This window comes from Synechococcus sp. UW179A (genome assembly GCF_900473965.1).
Lineage (GTDB): Bacteria > Cyanobacteriota > Cyanobacteriia > PCC-6307 > Cyanobiaceae > Synechococcus_C.
This window is the reverse complement of record NZ_UCNJ01000002.1, coordinates 35894-54512: the sequence shown is the minus strand read 5'-3', so window position 1 is coordinate 54512 and position 18619 is coordinate 35894. Positions and strand designations below refer to the sequence as shown.

Annotated in this window: 15 protein-coding genes, 1 tRNA gene and 1 pseudogene; 11 read left to right on the top strand and 6 right to left on the bottom strand. The window is 53.5% G+C overall.

All coding sequences use genetic code 11. The features are described from left to right. Positions 1-38 precede the first annotated feature (38 nt). Complete coding sequence (locus DXY31_RS00255; protein ID WP_114990391.1) at positions 39-674, top strand: precorrin-8X methylmutase; 636 nt, start codon at positions 39-41, stop codon at positions 672-674. On the opposite strand, the pseudogene mutS reads toward DXY31_RS00255, so the two are convergent. After that, positions 659-3391, bottom strand: a pseudogene (gene mutS, locus DXY31_RS00250) (DNA mismatch repair protein MutS). The gene DXY31_RS00255 and the pseudogene mutS sit on opposite strands and share 16 nt — an antisense overlap. Before the next feature lie 134 nt (positions 3392-3525). Between mutS and psbZ the strand changes: the two are divergent. The 3 genes from psbZ to DXY31_RS00235 all read left to right on the top strand — a co-directional run bounded on the left by psbZ (position 3526) and on the right by DXY31_RS00235 (position 4419). Next, positions 3526-3714: a photosystem II reaction center protein PsbZ gene (gene psbZ / locus DXY31_RS00245; RefSeq protein WP_011932021.1), complete on the top strand. Its 189-nt coding sequence runs from the start codon at positions 3526-3528 to the stop codon at positions 3712-3714. Positions 3715-3791: 77 nt separating this feature from the next. Then, on the top strand, positions 3792-4274 hold the full coding sequence (gene ribH / locus DXY31_RS00240) for a 6,7-dimethyl-8-ribityllumazine synthase (protein WP_114990388.1): 483 nt from the start codon (positions 3792-3794) through the stop codon (positions 4272-4274). Positions 4275-4347: 73 nt separating this feature from the next. Continuing rightward, positions 4348-4419: transfer RNA gene (locus DXY31_RS00235), tRNA-Gly, on the top strand. A 7-nt stretch (positions 4420-4426) separates the two neighbouring features. Here the strand turns inward: DXY31_RS00235 and DXY31_RS00230 are convergent. Continuing rightward, on the bottom strand, positions 4427-4882 hold the full coding sequence (locus DXY31_RS00230) for a GNAT family N-acetyltransferase (RefSeq protein ID WP_114990385.1): 456 nt from the start codon (positions 4880-4882) through the stop codon (positions 4427-4429). A 97-nt stretch (positions 4883-4979) separates the two neighbouring features. Between DXY31_RS00230 and DXY31_RS00225 the strand changes: the two genes are divergently transcribed. The 7 genes from DXY31_RS00225 (at position 4980) to rfbA (ending at position 14588) form a co-directional block, all read left to right on the top strand. Beyond that, complete coding sequence (locus DXY31_RS00225; protein ID WP_114990382.1) at positions 4980-6191, top strand: glycosyltransferase family 4 protein; 1212 nt, start codon at positions 4980-4982, stop codon at positions 6189-6191. A gap of 11 nt (positions 6192-6202) precedes the next feature. Then, the gene (secA, locus tag DXY31_RS00220; RefSeq protein WP_114990380.1) at positions 6203-9058 is read left to right on the top strand and encodes a preprotein translocase subunit SecA; all 2856 of its coding nucleotides are present in this window, start codon (positions 6203-6205) and stop codon (positions 9056-9058) included. Positions 9059-9183: 125 nt separating this feature from the next. Next, positions 9184-9801, top strand: coding sequence for a dTDP-4-dehydrorhamnose 3,5-epimerase (rfbC, locus tag DXY31_RS00215; RefSeq protein WP_114990377.1), 618 nt, complete (start codon positions 9184-9186; stop codon positions 9799-9801). After that, on the top strand, positions 9798-10709 hold the full coding sequence (gene rfbD / locus DXY31_RS00210) for a dTDP-4-dehydrorhamnose reductase (RefSeq protein WP_114990374.1): 912 nt from the start codon (positions 9798-9800) through the stop codon (positions 10707-10709). The genes rfbC and rfbD overlap by 4 nt, the downstream gene beginning before the upstream one ends. Beyond that, the gene (locus tag DXY31_RS00205) at positions 10702-12051 is read left to right on the top strand and encodes a sugar transferase (protein ID WP_114990371.1); all 1350 of its coding nucleotides are present in this window, start codon (positions 10702-10704) and stop codon (positions 12049-12051) included. The genes rfbD and DXY31_RS00205 overlap by 8 nt, the downstream gene beginning before the upstream one ends. Before the next feature lie 99 nt (positions 12052-12150). Continuing rightward, positions 12151-13347 carry a M64 family metallopeptidase gene (locus DXY31_RS00200; RefSeq protein ID WP_114990368.1) on the top strand — a complete coding sequence of 399 codons (1197 nt, stop codon included), beginning with the start codon at positions 12151-12153 and terminating at the stop codon, positions 13345-13347. A 368-nt stretch (positions 13348-13715) separates the two neighbouring features. After that, a complete protein-coding gene (rfbA, locus tag DXY31_RS00195) occupies positions 13716-14588 on the top strand; it encodes a glucose-1-phosphate thymidylyltransferase RfbA (protein ID WP_371638884.1) in 873 nt (290 codons plus the stop codon). Between the two features lie 546 nt (positions 14589-15134). On the opposite strand, the gene DXY31_RS00185 is transcribed toward rfbA, so the two are convergent. Genes DXY31_RS00185 through DXY31_RS00170 form a run of 4 tightly spaced genes read right to left on the bottom strand, consistent with a single transcriptional unit; the run spans position 15135 to position 18617 of the window. Continuing rightward, positions 15135-15521 carry a hypothetical protein gene (locus DXY31_RS00185; RefSeq protein ID WP_114990360.1) on the bottom strand — a complete coding sequence of 129 codons (387 nt, stop codon included), beginning with the start codon at positions 15519-15521 and terminating at the stop codon, positions 15135-15137. A gap of 32 nt (positions 15522-15553) precedes the next feature. Beyond that, positions 15554-16339 (bottom strand): WbqC family protein, encoded by a 786-nt coding sequence (locus DXY31_RS00180; RefSeq protein ID WP_114990357.1) that lies wholly within the window; start codon positions 16337-16339, stop codon positions 15554-15556. Then, positions 16332-17507 carry a DegT/DnrJ/EryC1/StrS aminotransferase family protein gene (locus DXY31_RS00175; protein ID WP_114990354.1) on the bottom strand — a complete coding sequence of 392 codons (1176 nt, stop codon included), beginning with the start codon at positions 17505-17507 and terminating at the stop codon, positions 16332-16334. Before DXY31_RS00175 ends, DXY31_RS00180 begins: the two co-directional genes overlap by 8 nt. Positions 17508-17510: 3 nt before the next feature. Then, a complete protein-coding gene (locus tag DXY31_RS00170) occupies positions 17511-18617 on the bottom strand; it encodes an aminotransferase class I/II-fold pyridoxal phosphate-dependent enzyme (RefSeq protein ID WP_114990351.1) in 1107 nt (368 codons plus the stop codon). Positions 18618-18619: the final 2 nt, after the last annotated feature.

Here is an 18619-nt window from a genome sequence, read left to right as displayed (position 1 = left end):
TGCCCTGACTGGCAGCCCCGTCAGAGGAGTGTGCAGCAATGGCCGACCATCCGATCTTCACGGAAAGCATCCGTCGAATTCGGGCCTTGCTGGGGGAGACAGGACTCGATCCTCTGCAGCAGCAGGTGTTGGAGCGTCTGGTGCATAGCAGCGGCGATGTCGGTCTCGAGCCTTTGCTGCGTTTCAGCGAAGGGGCCTGTGAGCAAGGAATTGTTGCTTTGAAGGCTGGTGCGATGATCCTCACGGATACGGCCATGGCCGCGGCTGCCGTGTCGCCGATGGCCATGCGCACACTGGGCACGTCCGTGCGCTGCCTGCTCGACTGGGCTCCTGCGGCTTCGCCGCAAGAGTCCACCCGTTCCGCTGTGGCGATGCAGAGGGCCTGGCCAGAGCTCACACACGCTGCCAACGCGACCGGACAGCCCATGCCGTTGCTGCTGGTTGGCAGCGCCCCTACTGCTTTGGAGCAGTTGCTTGATCAGCTCGATGCCGGGGCTGCGGCCCCTTCGCTGGTGATCGGCATGCCGGTCGGTTTTGTGGGAGTGCCGGAAAGTAAACGTCGCCTGGCAGACACGGTGTTGGCTCAGATCCGCTTGGAGGGCACCCGTGGCGGAGCCGGACTGGTGGCTGCTGCTACGAATGCCCTGCTCCGAGCGGCTCAGGCCGCCAGCTGATCGAGCACCTGCCGGGCCCGTTGCACAACGCGTGCGGGCACCCCGGCCAGCCGGGCTGCTTCGATGCCGTAACTGCGGCTTGCACCGCCGATCTGAACCTGATGAAGGAACACGAGATCGTCGCCGGTTTCCTCCACCATCACCTGGAAATTGGCCACGTTGGTCCGTTCCTCTGCCAGGTTGTTCAGCTCGTGATAGTGGGTAGCGAACACCGTGCGCGCCTTGAGATCGCCGGCCAGATGCTCGCTCACGGCCCAGGCAATCGAGAGGCCGTCAAAGGTGGCCGTGCCGCGCCCGATTTCATCAAGAAGCACCAGCGAGCGGTCGCTGGCGTGGTGAAGGATGTTGGCGGTTTCAGCCATTTCCACCATGAAGGTGGACTGGCCTGCGGCCAGATCATCCACGGCTCCCACGCGCGTGAAGATGCGATCGGCTAGGCCGATCTGAGCAGAGGATGCGGGCACCCAGCTGCCGATCTGGGCCAACAGCTGGATCAGGCCGATCTGGCGTAGATAACAGCTTTTGCCACTGGCATTGGGTCCCGTCAGCACGATCAGGTCCGTTTCACGTCCAAGAGCCAGATCGTTCGGGGTGAAGGCCGCTTCCACCAGTAGCTGTTCCACCACCGGGTGACGGCCAGCGGTGATTGCAAGCTCTCGGTCATCGTTCAGTTGGGGAGCGCACCAGCCTGAGGTGGCGGCCGTGTCAGCCAGTGCAGCGAGTGCATCCAATCCGGCTGTGGCGCGGGCTGCTTCGCGGATTGGTGTTGCCATGCTCCCCACCTGATCGCGCAGCTGGCAGAACAGTTCCTACTCGCGCTGAAAGGCCCGCGCCCTTAGCTGGAAAATGCGGCCCTCCCGCTCCTTGAGTTCGGGGGTGATGAAGCGTTCTTCATTGGCCAGGGTCTGGCGCCGGATCCAGTGGTCGGGAACGGAGGACGCCTTCGCTTTGCTCACCGCCAGGAAGTACCCAAAGGTGCGGTGGTACTGCAGTCGCAGGTTGCTGATGCCACTGATCTCTTTCTCCAACCGCTCCTGCTCGGCCAGCCAGGCGTCCTGGTCATCGAGTTGATTGCGCAGGCCATCGAGCAGAGGGTCCACTCCGTCATGGAAGAGCCCGCCTTCGCTGAGGGAGAGCGGTGGAGCCTCCACCAAGGCATGGCGAACGGCGGAGGCCAGTTCAGCGAGCGTTGGATTAGGTGGCAGCAGCGCCATCAGCACCTGTGGCCATGTGTCCAGGGTTCCCTCCAGGCGACTGGCCAGGCGTGGCAGGCGTTCCAGCCCATCAGCGATAGCCACCAGGTCGCGGGCGCTGGCATGACCGGCGCCGGCCCGACCCGCCAGCCGTTCCAGATCGCCCATGGGCCTGAGCAGCCGTCGCAGGCTCTGGCGCAGGGGCCTCTGGTTCACCAGCAGGCTCACCACGCTTTGCCGTTCCCGGATGGCGTTGAGGTCCATCAGCGGCGCTTCCAGCCAGCGGCGCAGACATCGCCCACCCATGGCGGTGAGAGTCTGGTCGATGGCCCAGAGCAGTGAGCCCTGGAGTTGCCCGTCGCGTTGGGTGGCAGTTAGTTCCAAATTGCGGCGGGTCTGGGCATCGAGCACCAGGGCATCGCCAGCCTGCACGATCTCCGGCACGTCAAGGGGGACTCGCGTTGCCTCCTCGAGCGGTTGGGTGTCATTGACGTACTGCAGCAGCCCACCAAAGGCCCGCAGGGCTAGGGGTAGTTCCTGCAGGCCCAGCCCATCGAGCCCAGCTAGCCGGTAGTGCGTTTTCAGGGCCTGTTCGGCCTGAGGGCGGCTAAAAGGTGTGAGTGCCATCGGGCTGAGCATCAGCCGTTCAGGACACCAGGCAGGTCGTTGCGTGTTGGCGTCGTCCGAGGCTGCCCAGAGCAGTTCTGAGGCCTCCAGCTGGGCTAATTGCTGGTGCAGGGCATCGCTGCCGCTGCGTTCCAGCACCTGAACGTCGCCGGTGCTCACATCAGCGCTGGCCAGACCCCAGCGCAAGGGTTGCTTGCTGTTGGCAGGTTCCACCACCACCGCTGCCAACCAGTTGTTGCGGCGGGCAGCGAGCATGCCTTCCTCCAGCACCGTGCCTGGAGTGAGCACCCGGGTAATGCCCCGCTTGAGCAGAGCTCCCTTGGCCGGGGTGCTCTCTAGCTGGTCACACAGCGCCACGGAGTAACCACGACGGATGAGCTCAGCGCAGTAGCGCTCGGCGGCGTGATGGGGAATTCCCGCCATCGGCACGCGTCCGATCGCTTTGCCCCCTTCCTTGCCAGTGAGGGTGAGTTCCAGCACTCGCGAGAGCTCGACGGCGTCCTCGAAGAAGCACTCAAAGAAGTCACCCAGTCGGTACAGCAGCAGGCGCTCAGGGTGCTCCGCCTTGAGCTCCACGTAATGGCGCAACATTGGCGTCAGCAGGGTCTGATCCACTTGGCTGTGGTGGGCCCAGGCAGGGGCGTCGTCGTTATCTGAACTGCTTAGGTCGTCGACCTGGTTGGAGGCCTGGTCTGGATCACTGCTGCCCTGCCGCTGTCTTGGTCGAGAAGCTGCATCTGCACTGAGATTGGCGTCAGTCAGCTCAGCCAATGCATCCGCGGCTAAGGCGTCAGAAGCCCTGGCGGACGTGGCTGTGGGCCCATGGGTCGGCTCCGGAGCCCCGAACAGATTCCCCTGCAGTGACTGCTCCTCGGGCTGGGGGCAGGTGAGGGGCATGGGACATCCGGAAGTGGCTGGATCGTACCGATGGGGTTCAACACAAGCTGTGAAGCTTGATGCCGAGACAACGAAGACGGCTCGCCCCAACATGTGAGAATCCCCGGGAACGACCTGGCGTCGACCGATTCACCATGCAAATCCTTAATACCCTCACCGTTCTGGCATTGGTGGTGATGTCCTTTGCGCTAATTGTGGCCGTGCCTGTTCTTTACGCCTCGAATGAGGACAGCGGTCGCTCCAATCGCCTGATTCTGCTTGGTGGCATCGCCTGGGTGGCCCTGGTGCTCGTGAACTGGGGCATGAGCTTCTTCGTGGTCTGAAGCCAGGCCTACGAGCATCTTTTTTGTCCAGTTCACGTCGGCTGGGTGTGAACATGGAATGAACAGATCAAGGCGTCATGGCCACCTTTGAAGGACGGTTCACTGATGTGCAGGGCCTGCGCATCGCAGTTGTTATCGCTCGATTTAACGATCTAGTCACAGCCAAATTGTTGAGCGGCTGCCTTGACTGTCTTGGCCGCCATGGGATCGATACCAGTGCTGAGAGTCATCAACTCGATACGGCATGGGTGCCTGGTTCCTTTGAGTTGCCGCTGGTGGCCCAGCAGTTGGCTCGCAGTGGTCGCTACCAGGTGGTGATCACCCTTGGCGCTGTGATTCGGGGTGACACGCCCCATTTTGATGTGGTGGTGGCCGAAGCCAGCAAGGGGATTGCCACTGTGTCCCGTGACACCGGCGTGCCGGTGATTTTCGGTGTGCTGACAACCGACACAATGCAACAGGCCCTTGAGCGGGCAGGGATCAAGAGCAATTTGGGATGGAGCTATGCCCTGCAGGCTCTGGAAATGGGGTCTCTTGTTAAGGCATTGCCAGCGGCTTGAACGGTGGATTGACCAACTGCCCCTTGGTGGTGCATGCTTCTCGGGTCGTCAGGTGACATTCACCTGCTGGCCTGCGGATGTAGCTCAGTGGTAGAGCATCTCCTTGCCAAGGAGAGGGTCGAGAGTTCGAATCTCTTCATCCGCTTGTTAAGTCATTGTTTTCGGATCAGCAGGTGCTGAGAGGAAACAGTTCTGAATCCCATTTGTTCATAAAACCCGGTGCTGTTGGTGGTCATCAGATACACCCGTTCCACCTCACGCAGTTTTGGGGAAGCCAGCAGCGCTTCAACGACCCGACGCCCAAGCCCACGTCCCTGAAGGTCGCCCGCCACCACTACATCCCAGAGCACGGCCCTGTAAATCCCGTCGCTGCTGGCTCGGCCGAAGCCCACCATGCGTTTGCCGCGCCATAGGCTCACAACCACCTTGCTGCCTTTCAGCATTTCGCGCAGTTGTTGACGGCTGCGGCCCTGGGCCCAGAAGGCGTGTTTATTGAGCAAGTGCCGGAGTTTGAGCAGACCGCGCGTCGGACGTAGGTTTGGCCCCAGCCCCATCAGGCGCAGGCCTGGGGCTCCTGGTGCATGTTCAACCAGATGGATGCGGGCCATCGTCTTTTGATGCAGGCCTCATCATCCGTCTCACTGCGACCTCACTTGTTGTGTGCAACAAAATTCATTTGTTCCAAGGCATTGAGGCGCCGAGGTGATGACGTCAGTGCTTGGTGAACAGCGGCTTCCTGAACAGCGGCCCCAGACCATCGAGCAGTTGTTGCGCGAGTGGCCGCCGGGTTATGGCGGCGTTGAACGGGTGGCTCATGAATTGGCGATGGTCTGGGGAGGGGCGGTCTGGAGCCTGGATGCGCAGGACCGCAGCCTGAGCGAGCACGACGCCATCTCTGCCCACTATCCGCGAAGACGGCTTGCGCGGACGCCAGCCGTGGGACGTCTGGTTTTACCGCTGCCGTCGGCTGAATTGTGGTCTCTATTGCGTTCGGACCAGCCTCTGCATGGCCATTTGCCCTCCATCGGCGTACTTCTGGTGCTGCTGCTCGCCCGTTTGGGTCGCCCCCGGCGGCGTGTCACGGCTCACTGGCACTTTTTTTTCGAACCTGCGTCAGGATTCAAGGGGCGCTTTTTCGGCCTCTACCAGTGGCTGGCCCTCAGGGTTGTGTCATGGCTCTCCGGAGTAATCACCACTTCGCCGTTGCTGAAAGCGGAATTGGTGCGTTGCGGTTGTCGGCCTGAACGCGTTGCGGTTCTGAGCTGCTGCCTCAGCCACGACCAGGAAGCTGCGGCACTGGTGGCGACGCGATCGTTGTCCCAACCGCACGCCAATCGGCCCATGCGGGTGCTGTTCATCGGCCGCCTTGGCAGTTACAAAAGACTGGATTGGCTGTTGCACAGTCTTGCCAGTGTCGAGAGCTCCTGGTCGCTCGATATAGTCGGTGATGGGCCGCGGCGGGCTGAATTTGAAGCACTCAGTCGTGATCTGACTTCATCGCGTCGCGATGGGGCCGTGCGATTTCATGGCCGCTTGTCGGAGGCCGACAAGCTGAGTCAGCTTCTGCAGGCCGATCTGCTTGTTCTGCCCTCGGAAAGTTCGAATGAGGCGTTTGGCATCGTTCAACTCGAGGCCATGGCTGCTGGTTTGCCTGCTCTTGCCTTTCAGCGCTGGCGTTCGGGCATGGGTTGGGTCTGTCAGCTGGCTGATCTCGACTGGTCGCAGACGCCGGAGGATTTGTCGCTGGTGCTGCAAAAGCTTGCTGATGATCCGGCTCTGCTGTGCCGTCTCGGGGTGCAGGCGCGTCTTCGCTATGAGCAATTGTTCTCCCGGAGGATCTGGCTGGATCAGCTCAACCGTTGGAGCAAACCCATGAATCGTTCCCAGACCCCGGTAGGCTTTCGGGTCCGAGGGTAGTTGTCGACACCATGCTCAAGCTCCTGCTGGGTGACCCCAATGCCCGCAAGCTGAAGCGGTATCAGCCGATTGTTTCTGACATCAATCTGCTGGAGGAGGAGATCGCCCCGCTCACAGATGACGAGCTACGTGCCAAGACGACTGCGTTTCAGGAACGTCTGGCTGATGCCGGAAGCCTTGAGAATCAGCGCCCGATTCTTGACGAGATCCTGCCCGAGGCATTCGCTGTAGTGCGCGAAGCGGCCAAGCGGGTGCTGGGCATGCGTCATTTCGATGTGCAATTGATCGGCGGGATGGTCCTGCACGAGGGCCAGATCGGTGAAATGAAGACCGGTGAGGGCAAGACTCTGGTGGCCACTTTGCCCAGCTATTTGAATGCTTTAACGGGCCGTGGGGTTCACGTGGTAACCGTGAATGATTATCTGGCCCGCCGCGATGCCGAGTGGATGGGTCAGGTACACCGCTTCCTAGGACTCTCGGTAGGTCTGATCCAACAAGATATGGCTCCTGCAGAGCGTCGCATTAATTATGGCTGCGATATCACTTATGCCACCAATTCCGAGCTCGGCTTTGATTATCTGCGCGACAACATGGCCGCAGACATCAGTGAAGTGGTTCAACGCGAATTTCAGTATTGTGTGATTGACGAAGTTGATTCAATTCTGATTGATGAAGCTCGTACGCCTCTGATTATTTCCGGCCAGGTTGAACGTCCGCAGGAGAAATATCAGAAGGCTGCTGAGGTGGCATTCGCCTTGGTGCGTGCCGCTGAAATGGGCAAAGACGGCATTGATCCTGAGGGTGATTACGAGGTGGATGAGAAGCAGCGCAGCTGCACCCTCACCGATGAAGGCTTTGCCAAGGCCGAACAGATGACCGGTGTCAATGACCTGTATGACCCTCAGGATCCCTGGGCTCACTACATCACCAATGCCCTCAAGGCCAAGGATCTGTTCACGCGCGATGTGAATTACATCGTGCGTGATGGTGAAGCGGTGATTGTGGATGAATTCACCGGACGTGTGATGCCTGGTCGCCGCTGGAGTGATGGCCAGCATCAGGCGATTGAAGCCAAGGAAGAACTCCAGATCCAACCTGAAACCCAGACGTTGGCTTCAATCACTTATCAGAACTTCTTCCTGCTCTATCCGCGACTGGCGGGCATGACCGGTACGGCCAAGACGGAGGAAACCGAGTTCGAGAAGACTTACAAGCTTGAAACCACAATTGTCCCCACCAACCGGGTGCGCGCTCGTCAGGACTGGGTTGACCAGGTGTACAAAACCGAAGAGGCCAAATGGCGGGCGGTGGCTCAAGAGACCGCTGAGGTGCATCAGCAGGGCAGGCCCGTGTTGGTGGGCACCACGAGCGTTGAAAAAAGTGAGTTGTTGAGCTCCCTGCTGGCGGAACAGAACATTCCCCACAACCTGCTCAATGCCAAGCCGGAAAACGTGGAGCGGGAGGCCGAGATTGTGGCTCAGGCCGGTCGCTCCGGCGCCGTCACCATTGCCACCAATATGGCCGGTCGCGGTACCGACATCATTCTTGGTGGCAACAGCGATTACATGGCCCGTCTCAAGCTGCGGGAAGTGTTGTTGCCTCGGCTTGTGCGGCCGGAAGAGGGCCATCGCCCGCCGGTGCCGCTGCAGCGCAGCACTGATGGCGGCGATGGCTTTGCTGCAAAAGCAGCGCCAGCTTCCGGGCCCCATGGCAGTGCCCCTAGCGAAGCCAAAGCCATCGGTAGCCTTTACCCCTGCCAGCTCACGGATTCAACCGACCAGGCACTGGTTGAGCTGGCCAGGGATCTGGTTAAGGCCTGGGGCGACCGTGCTCTCACAGTGATCGAACTAGAAGATCGCATCGCAACAGCCGCTGAGAAGGCTCCCACCGACGATGCCCAAATTGCGGCTTTACGTGCTGCCATCGCCAAAGTGAAGGGCGAATACGACGAGGTGGTGAAGCAGGAAGAGGGTCGGGTGAGAGAGACGGGAGGCCTGCATGTGATCGGCACCGAGCGTCATGAATCTCGCCGTGTTGACAATCAGCTGCGCGGCCGCGCCGGTCGTCAGGGTGATCCAGGCTCCACCCGTTTTTTCCTCTCTCTGGGCGACAACCTGTTGCGCATCTTCGGCGGCGAGCGCGTGGCCGGTTTGATGAATGCCTTCCGTGTGGAGGAAGACATGCCGATTGAATCCGGCATGCTCACCCGTTCTCTGGAAGGGGCCCAGAAAAAGGTGGAGACCTACTACTACGACATTCGCAAGCAGGTGTTCGAGTACGACGAAGTGATGAACAATCAGCGCAAGGCGGTCTATTCAGAGCGCCGTCGCGTGCTCGATGGCCGCGAGCTTAAGAAGCAGGTGGTGGGCTATGGCGAGCGCACCATGAATGAGATTGTTGAGGCCTATGTGAATCCAGATCTACCGCCCGAGGAATGGGATGTGGCCCAGCTGGTGAGCAAAGTGCAAGAGTTCGTATATCTGCTTGAGGATCTCAAGGCAGATCAGTTGCAGGGACTCTCGATGGAGGAGCTCAAGGCCTTCTTGCAGGAACAGCTGCGCAACGCCTATGACCTCAAGGAGGGTCAGATCGAACAGCAAAGGCCTGGCCTGATGCGTGAAGCCGAGCGCTTCTTCATTCTTCAGCAGATTGACACGCTCTGGCGTGAACACTTGCAGGCCATGGACGCTTTGCGCGAGTCAGTCGGTCTGCGCGGCTATGGCCAGAAAGACCCCCTGATCGAATACAAGAACGAGGGGTACGACATGTTCCTGGACATGATGACCAACATGCGCCGCAACGTGATCTACTCCATGTTCATGTTCCAGCCGGCACCACCAGCTGCTCAGCAGACAGCCACCGCTTGAGGATGAGCGTCATGCGAGGCTTTCAAGGCTTCGAATGCATGTTTGTGTCGGCTTTCGGTGAGGGAGTGATCCTTTCGAGCTGTAGTCTCCGTCTCTCCTGATCAGGCTGGTTCGGGAGCATACTTATGGCGGCAGAAACTCTGAAAACCGTCTCTGGAGAATCGATTCAGGGGCCGTTGCTGATCACTCCCCAGATCTTTGGTGATCGCCGTGGCTATTTTTTTGAGAGCTGGAATGAGCGACGTTTCTGCGCCGAACTGATCGCTGCAGGCTGTTCTGAAGATGAGGTTCAGGCCCTCCGCTTCCGGCAAGACAACCACTCTCGCTCCAGTCGTGGTGTTTTGAGAGGCTTGCATTTTCAGTTACCTCCCGAGCCCCAGGGCAAGCTCGTGCGTTGCAGCTTTGGCCGCATTTTTGATGTGGCGGTTGACCTACGCATGCATTCCTCAACCTATGGGCAGTGGGTGGGAGCGACTCTCAGTGCCGAAAACCAGCAGCAGCTTTGGGTGCCAGTTGGTTTTGCCCATGGGTTTCTGACCCTCAGTGAGGTCGCTGAGGTGCAATACAAGGCCAGTGGTTTCTGGAACCGAGACTGTGAACGCTCTCTCCGCTGGGACGATCCAGCCCTGGCGATTCAGTGGCCTCTGGAACAGTTCTCTGGAGCTACACCGTCTCTCGCTGAAAAAGACGCCGAGGCTCCAACATTGAATGTCTTGGAAGCGGCAAACGAGGTGTTTGCTTGAAAGTTCTGCTCACGGGTGCGAGTGGTCAGCTCGGGCAGGCGTTGATTGCATCCAAGCCTCCTGGGGTGCAGTTGATCAGCACAAGCCGCAGTGGAGGCCAAGATCTGGAAGCTCTTGATCTGGCTGATCCCGATGCTTGCCAGCGAGCGGTGCATGCCCATCTCCCCGATTGGGTTCTCAATGCTGGCGCCTACACCGCTGTGGATCAAGCTGAATCGGAACCTGTGCTGGCGCAGGCGGTGAACGCTGATGCACCGCATGCTTTTTCGCAGGCTTTGGTCTCGTGTTGCCCAGGCGGTCGTCTGTTGCAGCTGAGCACGGATTTTGTCTTCAACGGTGAGCAAGGGCGTCCTTATCAAACGGATGAGCGCCCTGATCCTCTTGGGGTTTACGGGGCCACCAAGGCGTCTGGCGAACAGGTTGTGCGTGAGCTGCTGGGCACAGGAGTTGATGGCCGTGCTGCGATTTTGCGGACCAGTTGGGTGTATGGCCCGGTGGGAGGCAATTTTTTGCTGACGATGTTGCGTTTGCACCAGCTGAAGTCAGAAGCCAAGGAACCGCTTCGGGTTGTTGCTGATCAGGTGGGCTGTCCTACCGCCACCTTTGGCCTGGCCCAGACCTGCTGGACTGTCATCGCCCGGCAGGTCGCAGGAGTTCTGCATTGGAGTGATGCGGGTGCTGCCACGTGGTTTGACTTTGCTGTTGCGATTGGGGTTCGAGCCGCAGCACGGGGTCTGATCTCGGCGGCTGCTGAGGTGAAGCCGATTCGGACCATTGATTACCCCACCCCAGCCCATCGGCCTGCTTATTCCTTGCTCGATTGCACGTCGACTCACGAACGCCTGGGAGTGACCCCCCGCCATTGGCAATCCATGCTTGATGACGTGCTGGGCGACCTCAATGAATGATCCCCGCACGCTGCTCTTGCGTGCTGTGATGTTCGACTGGATCGGGCAGCTGCTGATTCTGGCGCTGGTGATGCTGTTCCCACGCCTGGCGGGGTTGCCGAGTGATGGCATCACGTTGCTCAGCCAGACAGGCTGGTTGCTGTTCATGGTGTTGCTCTATCCAGCCCTGGGATGGTTGTTTGGCAGCTACACCGTGTTGCGCTGGCGCAGGCTGACATTGCTGGTTTTGTTGCAACGTTTGCTGCTCACTGCTGCAGCGACACTGATGGTTGTTGCCATGGTTCGATGGCTTTTGAACCCTAGTGTTGAGGTCTGGCTCGTGCACCGGAGGGTGCAATTCCTGTGGATGACCGGGGTCAGTGGCTGGGCGTTTGCGGTTCGGTTGGCGATGCGCCGTGGATTGTTGTTACCGGAATCACCTCGTTTGTTTTTGTTGGCGGAGCCCGATGAAATCCCGCAAGTCATGCGGGCTTGGAAACGCGTGGCAGAGCGGCAGAGACTCTGGCCTATGCAGCCTGAAGTGTTACTCGAAAGGATGAAGCGAATGGACGAGCCTTTGCTGCTTGCGATCACTCCAGCGCTGCGTCAGCACGCTGAATTGCTTCCGTTACTGGAGTGCTCCGAGACCAGTGATCCCCGTGACATTCGGATGTTGTCTCTGCTCAGCTTGTTTCAACAGCAGCAGGAGCGTTTGCCTCCAGCCTTTATCGGCCAAGACGGTCTGGCTTATGACGACCTGCCCTGGGCTGCCACCTTCAGCGTGCAGGCCCAGCTCAAACGCATGGCCGACCTGCTTGTGGCAGCAGCCCTGCTGCTGATCACATTTCCTGTCGTTGCGATCTCCGCACTGTTGATCTGGATTGAAGATCAGGGGCCAGTGTTTTACACGCAGCAGCGTAGTGGCTGGTTGGGTCGCCCTTTCTGGGTGATCAAGTTGCGCACAATGACCGTTCAGCCCAGTCACGATCCGCCGTCGTGGACCAAGCCCGGAGACCATCGGATTACATCAGTGGGTGTTTGGTTGAGACGGTTTCGCATTGATGAACTGCCTCAACTGATCAATGTGCTTAAGGGAGAGATGAGTCTGATCGGTCCGCGACCTGAGCGACCAGAAATGGAGCAGGAGCTCGAACGACAAATCCCGCATTACCGAAAGCGCCATTGGATGCGACCGGGGTTGAGTGGTTGGGCTCAGGTCTGTGCTCCCTATGCCAGCAGTGTTGAAGACTCTGATCTCAAACTGTCCTATGACCTCTATTACCTTTTGAACTTCAGCACCTGGCTAGATCTTGTGATCCTGTTCCGCACGATTAAGACGGTTCTCAAAGCAGGAGGGCGCTGATCGCTCAGACGATTCTCAGTTTTCAATCATATTTGGGTTACATCCTGCTGAAATTGTTGGGCTAGGTTCAAGTTAGTGGAACTTTATATATAAATCTTCGTGTCAAGTTATTTCCATCAGCATCAGCTATTAGGGGATCAGGCAGTTCCCTCTCAATCAGCTGATCTTAGTCTTTTGAGTGGGCTTTCGATTGCTCCTGCACAGTTAATCGATGAGTTGAGTGCCAGGATCACTCGCCGGGCAGTCGCAAACGATGGCTTTCTTGATTTCTACATGCAGTCTGCGGGCGGCGCTGTCAGTGTCTCGGGCGGAACTCTTGGTGGGCAAGTAATTCAGTCTTTGCCCATTCCTTTGGTCGATCAAGAATTTGTTCGCTCGGTGATTACAAGGCTTGATGCGGTCATTGATCTGGATTTCCGTGTTGTCGATCGTGCCGCAGCCGCTGATATTGATCTTTTTTACGACACTGGCATTGATTTAGGCGATCAAGAAACAACACTTGGTTTGGCGGTCTCATCCGGCCGAGGTTGGGAGTTATTCGTTAATTACCTCCCACTCCAAGATGATGAAGCATATCGTCGTTATGTGTTTCTTCACGAACTCGGCCACGCCCTGGGATTGGAGCATGCCTTCGATTCTTCAGATGGTGATGTTACGAAAGGGATTACAGATCCATGGAGTAGTAACTATCCAGAAGAAACTGTGATGGCTTATCGATCTCCATTGTTTGGGCGATGGCCCGATTTCTTTACTGCCAATGACCTCAATGCACTGACAGCCATTTGGGGGCCTGAGCAGCAGCAATTATCAAGCTTGGGAGAAGTTCGAGAAGGAGGCGATTATTCAGAGGCCTTTCTTGGCGGTTCGGGTGGCGACATGATTCGCTCCAAGGACGGAGATGACAAAGTGAGCGGTGGTTTAGGCGTTGATGCTTTATTTGTTGGTGATGGTGATAACTGGATCAATGGTGATCAGGGAGATGATCGCCTTGATGGCCAGTTGGGTGATGATCTTATTCATGGTGGTATGGGCAATGATTGGTTGAATGGTGGATCAGGCAATGATTGGCTTTCAGGCGGTGATGGTGCGGATGCATTTGTTCTGTCTGAGGGTTTCGATGTGGTGACAGATTTTGATTTTTTCTCTGGAGATCGTGTGCTGATTGCTCCAGGATCCGAGTTCAGGATTCGTCAAGTAGGGTCTGATTTGCAAGTTTCTGCTGATTTTGGTTCTCTGAGCTTGCAAAATGTTGATGGATCTATGATTCCATTGTCTTCTCTGGTCCAGCAGGTTTGACTTAATTCTTGACTGATTGATTGGATAGTCTTGGACTCATAGATTGAGTTCTTCGACTTGTGGCTGCCCGGCCATTCTTTCAGTTTTAAATGATGCGAGAACTTGATGTGCAACGTGATTTCAGATTCAGTGCCTACACGTTGCCTTTGAGCAACTCTTGATATGAGTGATGGAACACGAGTTGGTTCCATGCATCAGAATTAAGCGCAGGTTTGTCTTGGCCTTCAATAGTTTTGAGAGCATTGTTGGCTCACTTCTCTGACGCATAAAAAGTGTGTGTCATTAACTTTCCAATCGATCCACTGATTTGTTTCTGGCTTCCATGTGGTTGTCGTTGTGGCAGTATTCATGCAGACAGGATGCATGAGTTGGCTCGGTCTCGAAAAGGCATCATTCTTGCGGGTGGTAGCGGCACCAGGTTGCATCCGATTACGAAGGCCGTCAGTAAGCAGTTATTGCCGGTCTACGACAAGCCCATGGTGTATTACCCATTGAGCACGTTGATGCTGGCAGAGATCAGGGACGTGTTGATAATCACGACCCCTTCAGATCAAGCGGCATTTCAGCGCTTGCTTGGTGATGGGCGTCAGTGGGGCATGCAGTTGAGCTATGCGGTCCAGCCCGATCCGGACGGTTTGGCTCAGGCTTTCTTGATTGGTGCTGATTTTTTGGACGGTCATCCAGCAGCATTGGTGCTCGGGGATAACCTTTTCCACGGCCAGGATCTTGTGCCTTCTGATTTAGATGATCAGGGAGCCACGGTTTTTGCTTATCCGGTGAGAGACCCTGAGCGCTATGGAGTGGTTGATTTTTCTGCTGATGGACGTGTTATCAGCATTGAGGAAAAGCCAGATCGACCCAAGTCTCGATATGCGGTAACAGGGCTCTATTTTTACGACAGTACTGTTGTTGATCGTGCCAAAAAGGTCAAACCCTCTGCCCGTGGTGAACTAGAGATCACTGACCTCAACCGCGATTATCTCAAGGATGGTTTGCTCAAGGTTGAGCTAATGGGTCGAGGCATGGCCTGGTTGGATACTGGAACCTGTGATTCTTTGCATGAAGCCTCTAGTTATATCCGCACACTTGAGCATCGACAGAGTTTGAAAGTGGGCTGCCCTGAAGAGGTGGCCTGGAGGCATGGCTGGATTTCTGATGATCAGCTACGGGCTTTGGCTGAACCTTTGAAAAAGAGTGGTTATGGCAATTATTTAATCCAGCTTTTGGAAAACGGATGCTGACTATCTTCAGTTGCAGGTCTCCTATGGGCTTGAGCTGAATATTCGCCACTGATATTCCCAAATCTTCTGATATTTTATCTACTTTTAGATAATTAAGCTCATCAGTAACTATTTGATTCTTTAAAAAAGGTGTGAGGCTATTGCATGATTGCCGACCGCTTTTTCAACTGTTGCCAGGAGACCTAGAGCAAAACTATTTGCCTGGTGTGCCGTCATTGTTTTGTTTGGCAGAGTCTTTGTCTTTTTAAGGACTTGCTTTTGCCATGCAAGTAGTGATAAAATTGTTCTTTAATATTTGATAAGCTTGTTTGGTGTTTGATCTTTCGATGCATTTGATGCTTGCCAAAGCTTGTCATTTGCCACGGGACATTTTGAGTATTTGAAGTTGTGTACAGGCTTTTTCAGGTTTTTCCACTCCTCTTCCGAATTTGAGTCGCGGCCTCTCCAGCTTGTGACGAAACTGTGCTGTGATTACCAGTTCAGCACTGCGCCCATTCGATCCATCTCTTGGGTGAACTGAGCTGTAAGCTTGGGGGGACTGAATCATCAACAGCATTTGGTCGTTGGTGTGGGCTGCCGTCGGAGATCAGTTAAAAATGCCGTGATGTCTGTTTTGCTGCTGATAGAAGCGAACTTGTTGTGCAGCTTGTTGTCGTGGGCAAGCTTCGGTGTGCCGAGAGTCTGCAGTTGTGTTTTCAACGGTTGATTGCCGTTTTCAATTGTGTGGCGGTGGTCGGGCAGTGTTAATCCGAGTAGATCCAGCACTTCAGAAAAAAGCGACTTGCGGAGCCGCTTAGTGAGAGCATTAGTCAGTCTTTGGGTTGAAAACATAAGCAGCGCCAAATCGATACTCTTCTTCGTTGTAGTCAGCTGCTCAGTGATCAGATGCAGTGCATGCACAGGGAATTGTTTGGAGTGCTGAGCGAACAGCACTTAGATTTGTATGTTACTGACTTGATCGGTCTTTAGCTCTCAGCTGCTTTTGTTTCCTCCGAGAGTTCTTGAAGGTATCGATCACCGTCTATTATACACACATTTTTAATAATGATATCTCGTATTTCGTTGACTGGAAGCCACATAAGAGTATCAAGTATAGACAAGTTTATGTGTTTTTCGTAATTGCCTTGACTATATTCTGCTGTTTCGGTACGAAGAAATTTTAATTCCAGATTTCTCTTCTTGAACTCTGAATCTTCAAACAACGATGCACCGCTGATGGGGTTTAGATAGCCTGTCGCATGTACACTTTGTGCGATAAAAGGAGCCCATCTCCCTGCATTCATATTTGCAGGATAACAAAGTTTGAGCTCTGAACTAAGCTGTGAATTAAACAATATTCCTAGATACTCACATGTCAGCGCAATTGATGCTCGGCATAACGAAGTAAGTGAATATTCAGGGTCAATATTCTTAAATGCCTCATCAATGAGATCGATAACAACAGAAAAGTTATTCGCCTCCTTTTTGTAATGTTCAAGTTTTCTGATTATTGTATCTTTTGTTTGCTTGGGATTAATTAGTTTTGCGTCTTTTGCTTTAATATTGCGGGATGAATTTGCAAGAGGCACAGTAAGGTATTGCCAACCCTTGCTTGGGTGAAGAATGCGATTTCTGTTCATCCAGCTTTTAGGTTTATATTGACATTCATCAAAAATTACCCACTTACCTGTATATGCAATCAGAGAGAAATGTCCCCAGTACGGGAAAAAATATGGTTGCATTATTCCACAGTATCCATTTAACTTACCCATGTCTTTTTATGGCCTCTGTATGCTGTCTAAATTTGGTTAATAATTCACATATTTGGAATATATTCTCTTGGCTGGTTCGCGCTCCTAGTGGCATTACAATGTTTCTACTTTGAAAATATTCAGTGTTTGGCAAGTTAATGGCTTTTTCGCCAGTGAACTGGCTTAGCTTGTGCAGCGATGGTAGAAAGTATCTACGAGCCAAAACACCCTCTGCATTAAGGGCTTTAACAACTAAATTCCTTGAGATTCCATACCTTTCCTCGTCGACAAGTATAACTATGCTTTGATGATTGGATTTGCTAACCCCAGTTTCACCCATCAATTCTATCCCTGGGATTGAATCAATTAGCATTTTATAGATAGTTCGGAGTGATAAATTATTTTCTATATACTCTTCTAGATGCTCCAGAGAGATGATGCCTATTGCCGCTTGCATTTCAGACATACGTGCGTTGGTCGTTCTAAGTACGTTTGTTTTTTTTCTCACACCATAACTGGAGCGAATATTTCTAAGCTTATGTGCCAAATCTTTGTTATTGGTCGTTATACACCCGCCCTCAGTTGTGCTTAATATTTTTGTAGCGTGAAAGCTGAAAACCTCTGCTTCTCCGTTACCCCCTATTTTTTTCTCTTTGACCTCGCATCCTACTGCTTGTGCTGAATCCCAATACACTTTGATTTTTTTATTTTTTGCCCACTGCTCTGTTTCTTTTATTGGTGCACAGCCACCCCATAGATTTACCCCTAGTACCGCAGAAGTGTCAGGGCGATATGCATTTTCCAATTCTTGCGGAGATGGGAAAATACTTTTTTTGTCTATATCGCAAAATACTGGTGTTAAGGAACATCGCTTGATGCTTAGAGCTGATGCTACGAATGTCAGAGCAGGTAAAATAACACTACCTTTAAGGTCAAGCGCTTCAGCCGTCATTATTAATCCCAAAGTATTATTTGTCACTGCGATGACCTCTTCAACCTCAAAATATGAGGCCAGTTTTCTTTCAAACTCGACCAATAATGGGCCACTATTTGTATAGTATTCACGTTCAAAAATTCCTTTCATTGCCAGAATATATTCCTGTTTTGTAGGGAAATATAGCTGTCCTACTGGAAGTTTTGTTCTGAATTCTGGATCTCCACCGATAATTGCAGGTTTGTTTATTGACATTGTTTATTTCAAGCTTCTAATAAGCTTACAGATGTCTGCTACATCCTTTGTTGTGCATTGATATCCTGAGGGTAATATGAGATGATTGAGTGAGCAAGATTCTGTATTGGGTAGTTTTACATCGGTCTTATTTTGAATATGAAGAGGTGGTGAGTAGTAAGACCTTGCAAGAAATGAATTTTGATTGAGATATTCTTCCAGCTGGTCTCTAGACAAGGGAAAAGAAGTATTTATTTTCACAACTATGTTTTTATAACTTGTTTTTTCGGATTCATTGAAATAGATTAATTCGATACCTGGAATATCAAACAGTTCGTTCTTGTAGCTCTGATATATCCTCCGATTATGTCTGACAAGACTTTCTATTGAATCTAAATTTGCCAAAGCCAAGGCTGCGTGCACCTCGTTTAATTTAGCATTTATACCATTTTCATATTTAAGGTTATCTGGTCCTTCAAACCCAAATCCTCTAAGGGAAGATAGCTTCTTATATATGTATTCTTCATTAGTTGTTGCATATCCACCTTCACCGCCATTAAGTAATTTACTGGCATGCATTGAAAACACTTCTACGGTTGCCTGTGCTCCTACTTTAGAACCGTTGTTCATTTCATATGCAGACTCTACACTATCCATGATAAAAGGAATTTTATGATTTTCACATAACTGCTTTATGGCATATGTTGGGAAACAATTAACTATTGGTTGCACCCCAAGAACTGCAGCTGTATTTTGAGTTAATTTTTCTTCTATGTGCTGTTTTTTCGCTGTAAGCGTATTGGGGTCGATGTCGTAATATACTGGTTTCAGCTCTGCCCAAGTAACCAAATCTGCCATCCTTCTATATGTTAGGGATGGAATCAATACTTCATTTCTATTGGCTAGTTTAAGGCAGTCTAGGGCTAATACTAGGCCCCAAAAACCATTCGAGAATGTGATGCAGTATTTGCATTTGTGAAATCGTGCCAGTCTTTTTTCTAGCAATTTAACGCAGGGACCATTGTTTGAATACTGGCCTTCTTCGATAAACAGATTTGAATAATGCAGAAACGCATCCAAGCTTGGCTTGGCAAGACTTGATGTACCTATAGTTTTCTTTTTAATTGTCATAT

What these genes read in the sequence shown, in the direction of transcription:
- DXY31_RS00255 (WP_114990391.1), top strand. Translation starts at nt 39, where the DNA reads ATGGCCGACCATCCGATCTTCACGGAAAGCATCCGTCGAATTCGGGCC.
- psbZ (WP_011932021.1), top strand. Translation starts at nt 3,526, where the DNA reads ATGCAAATCCTTAATACCCTCACCGTTCTGGCATTGGTGGTGATGTCC.
- ribH (WP_114990388.1), top strand. Translation starts at nt 3,792, where the DNA reads ATGGCCACCTTTGAAGGACGGTTCACTGATGTGCAGGGCCTGCGCATC.
- DXY31_RS00230 (WP_114990385.1), bottom strand. Translation starts at nt 4,882, where the DNA reads ATGGCCCGCATCCATCTGGTTGAACATGCACCAGGAGCCCCAGGCCTG.
- DXY31_RS00225 (WP_114990382.1), top strand. Translation starts at nt 4,980, where the DNA reads ATGACGTCAGTGCTTGGTGAACAGCGGCTTCCTGAACAGCGGCCCCAG.
- secA (WP_114990380.1), top strand. Translation starts at nt 6,203, where the DNA reads ATGCTCAAGCTCCTGCTGGGTGACCCCAATGCCCGCAAGCTGAAGCGG.
- rfbC (WP_114990377.1), top strand. Translation starts at nt 9,184, where the DNA reads ATGGCGGCAGAAACTCTGAAAACCGTCTCTGGAGAATCGATTCAGGGG.
- DXY31_RS00205 (WP_114990371.1), top strand. Translation starts at nt 10,702, where the DNA reads ATGAATGATCCCCGCACGCTGCTCTTGCGTGCTGTGATGTTCGACTGG.
- DXY31_RS00180 (WP_114990357.1), bottom strand. Translation starts at nt 16,339, where the DNA reads ATGGGTAAGTTAAATGGATACTGTGGAATAATGCAACCATATTTTTTC.
- DXY31_RS00175 (WP_114990354.1), bottom strand. Translation starts at nt 17,507, where the DNA reads ATGTCAATAAACAAACCTGCAATTATCGGTGGAGATCCAGAATTCAGA.
- DXY31_RS00170 (WP_114990351.1), bottom strand. Translation starts at nt 18,617, where the DNA reads ATGACAATTAAAAAGAAAACTATAGGTACATCAAGTCTTGCCAAGCCA.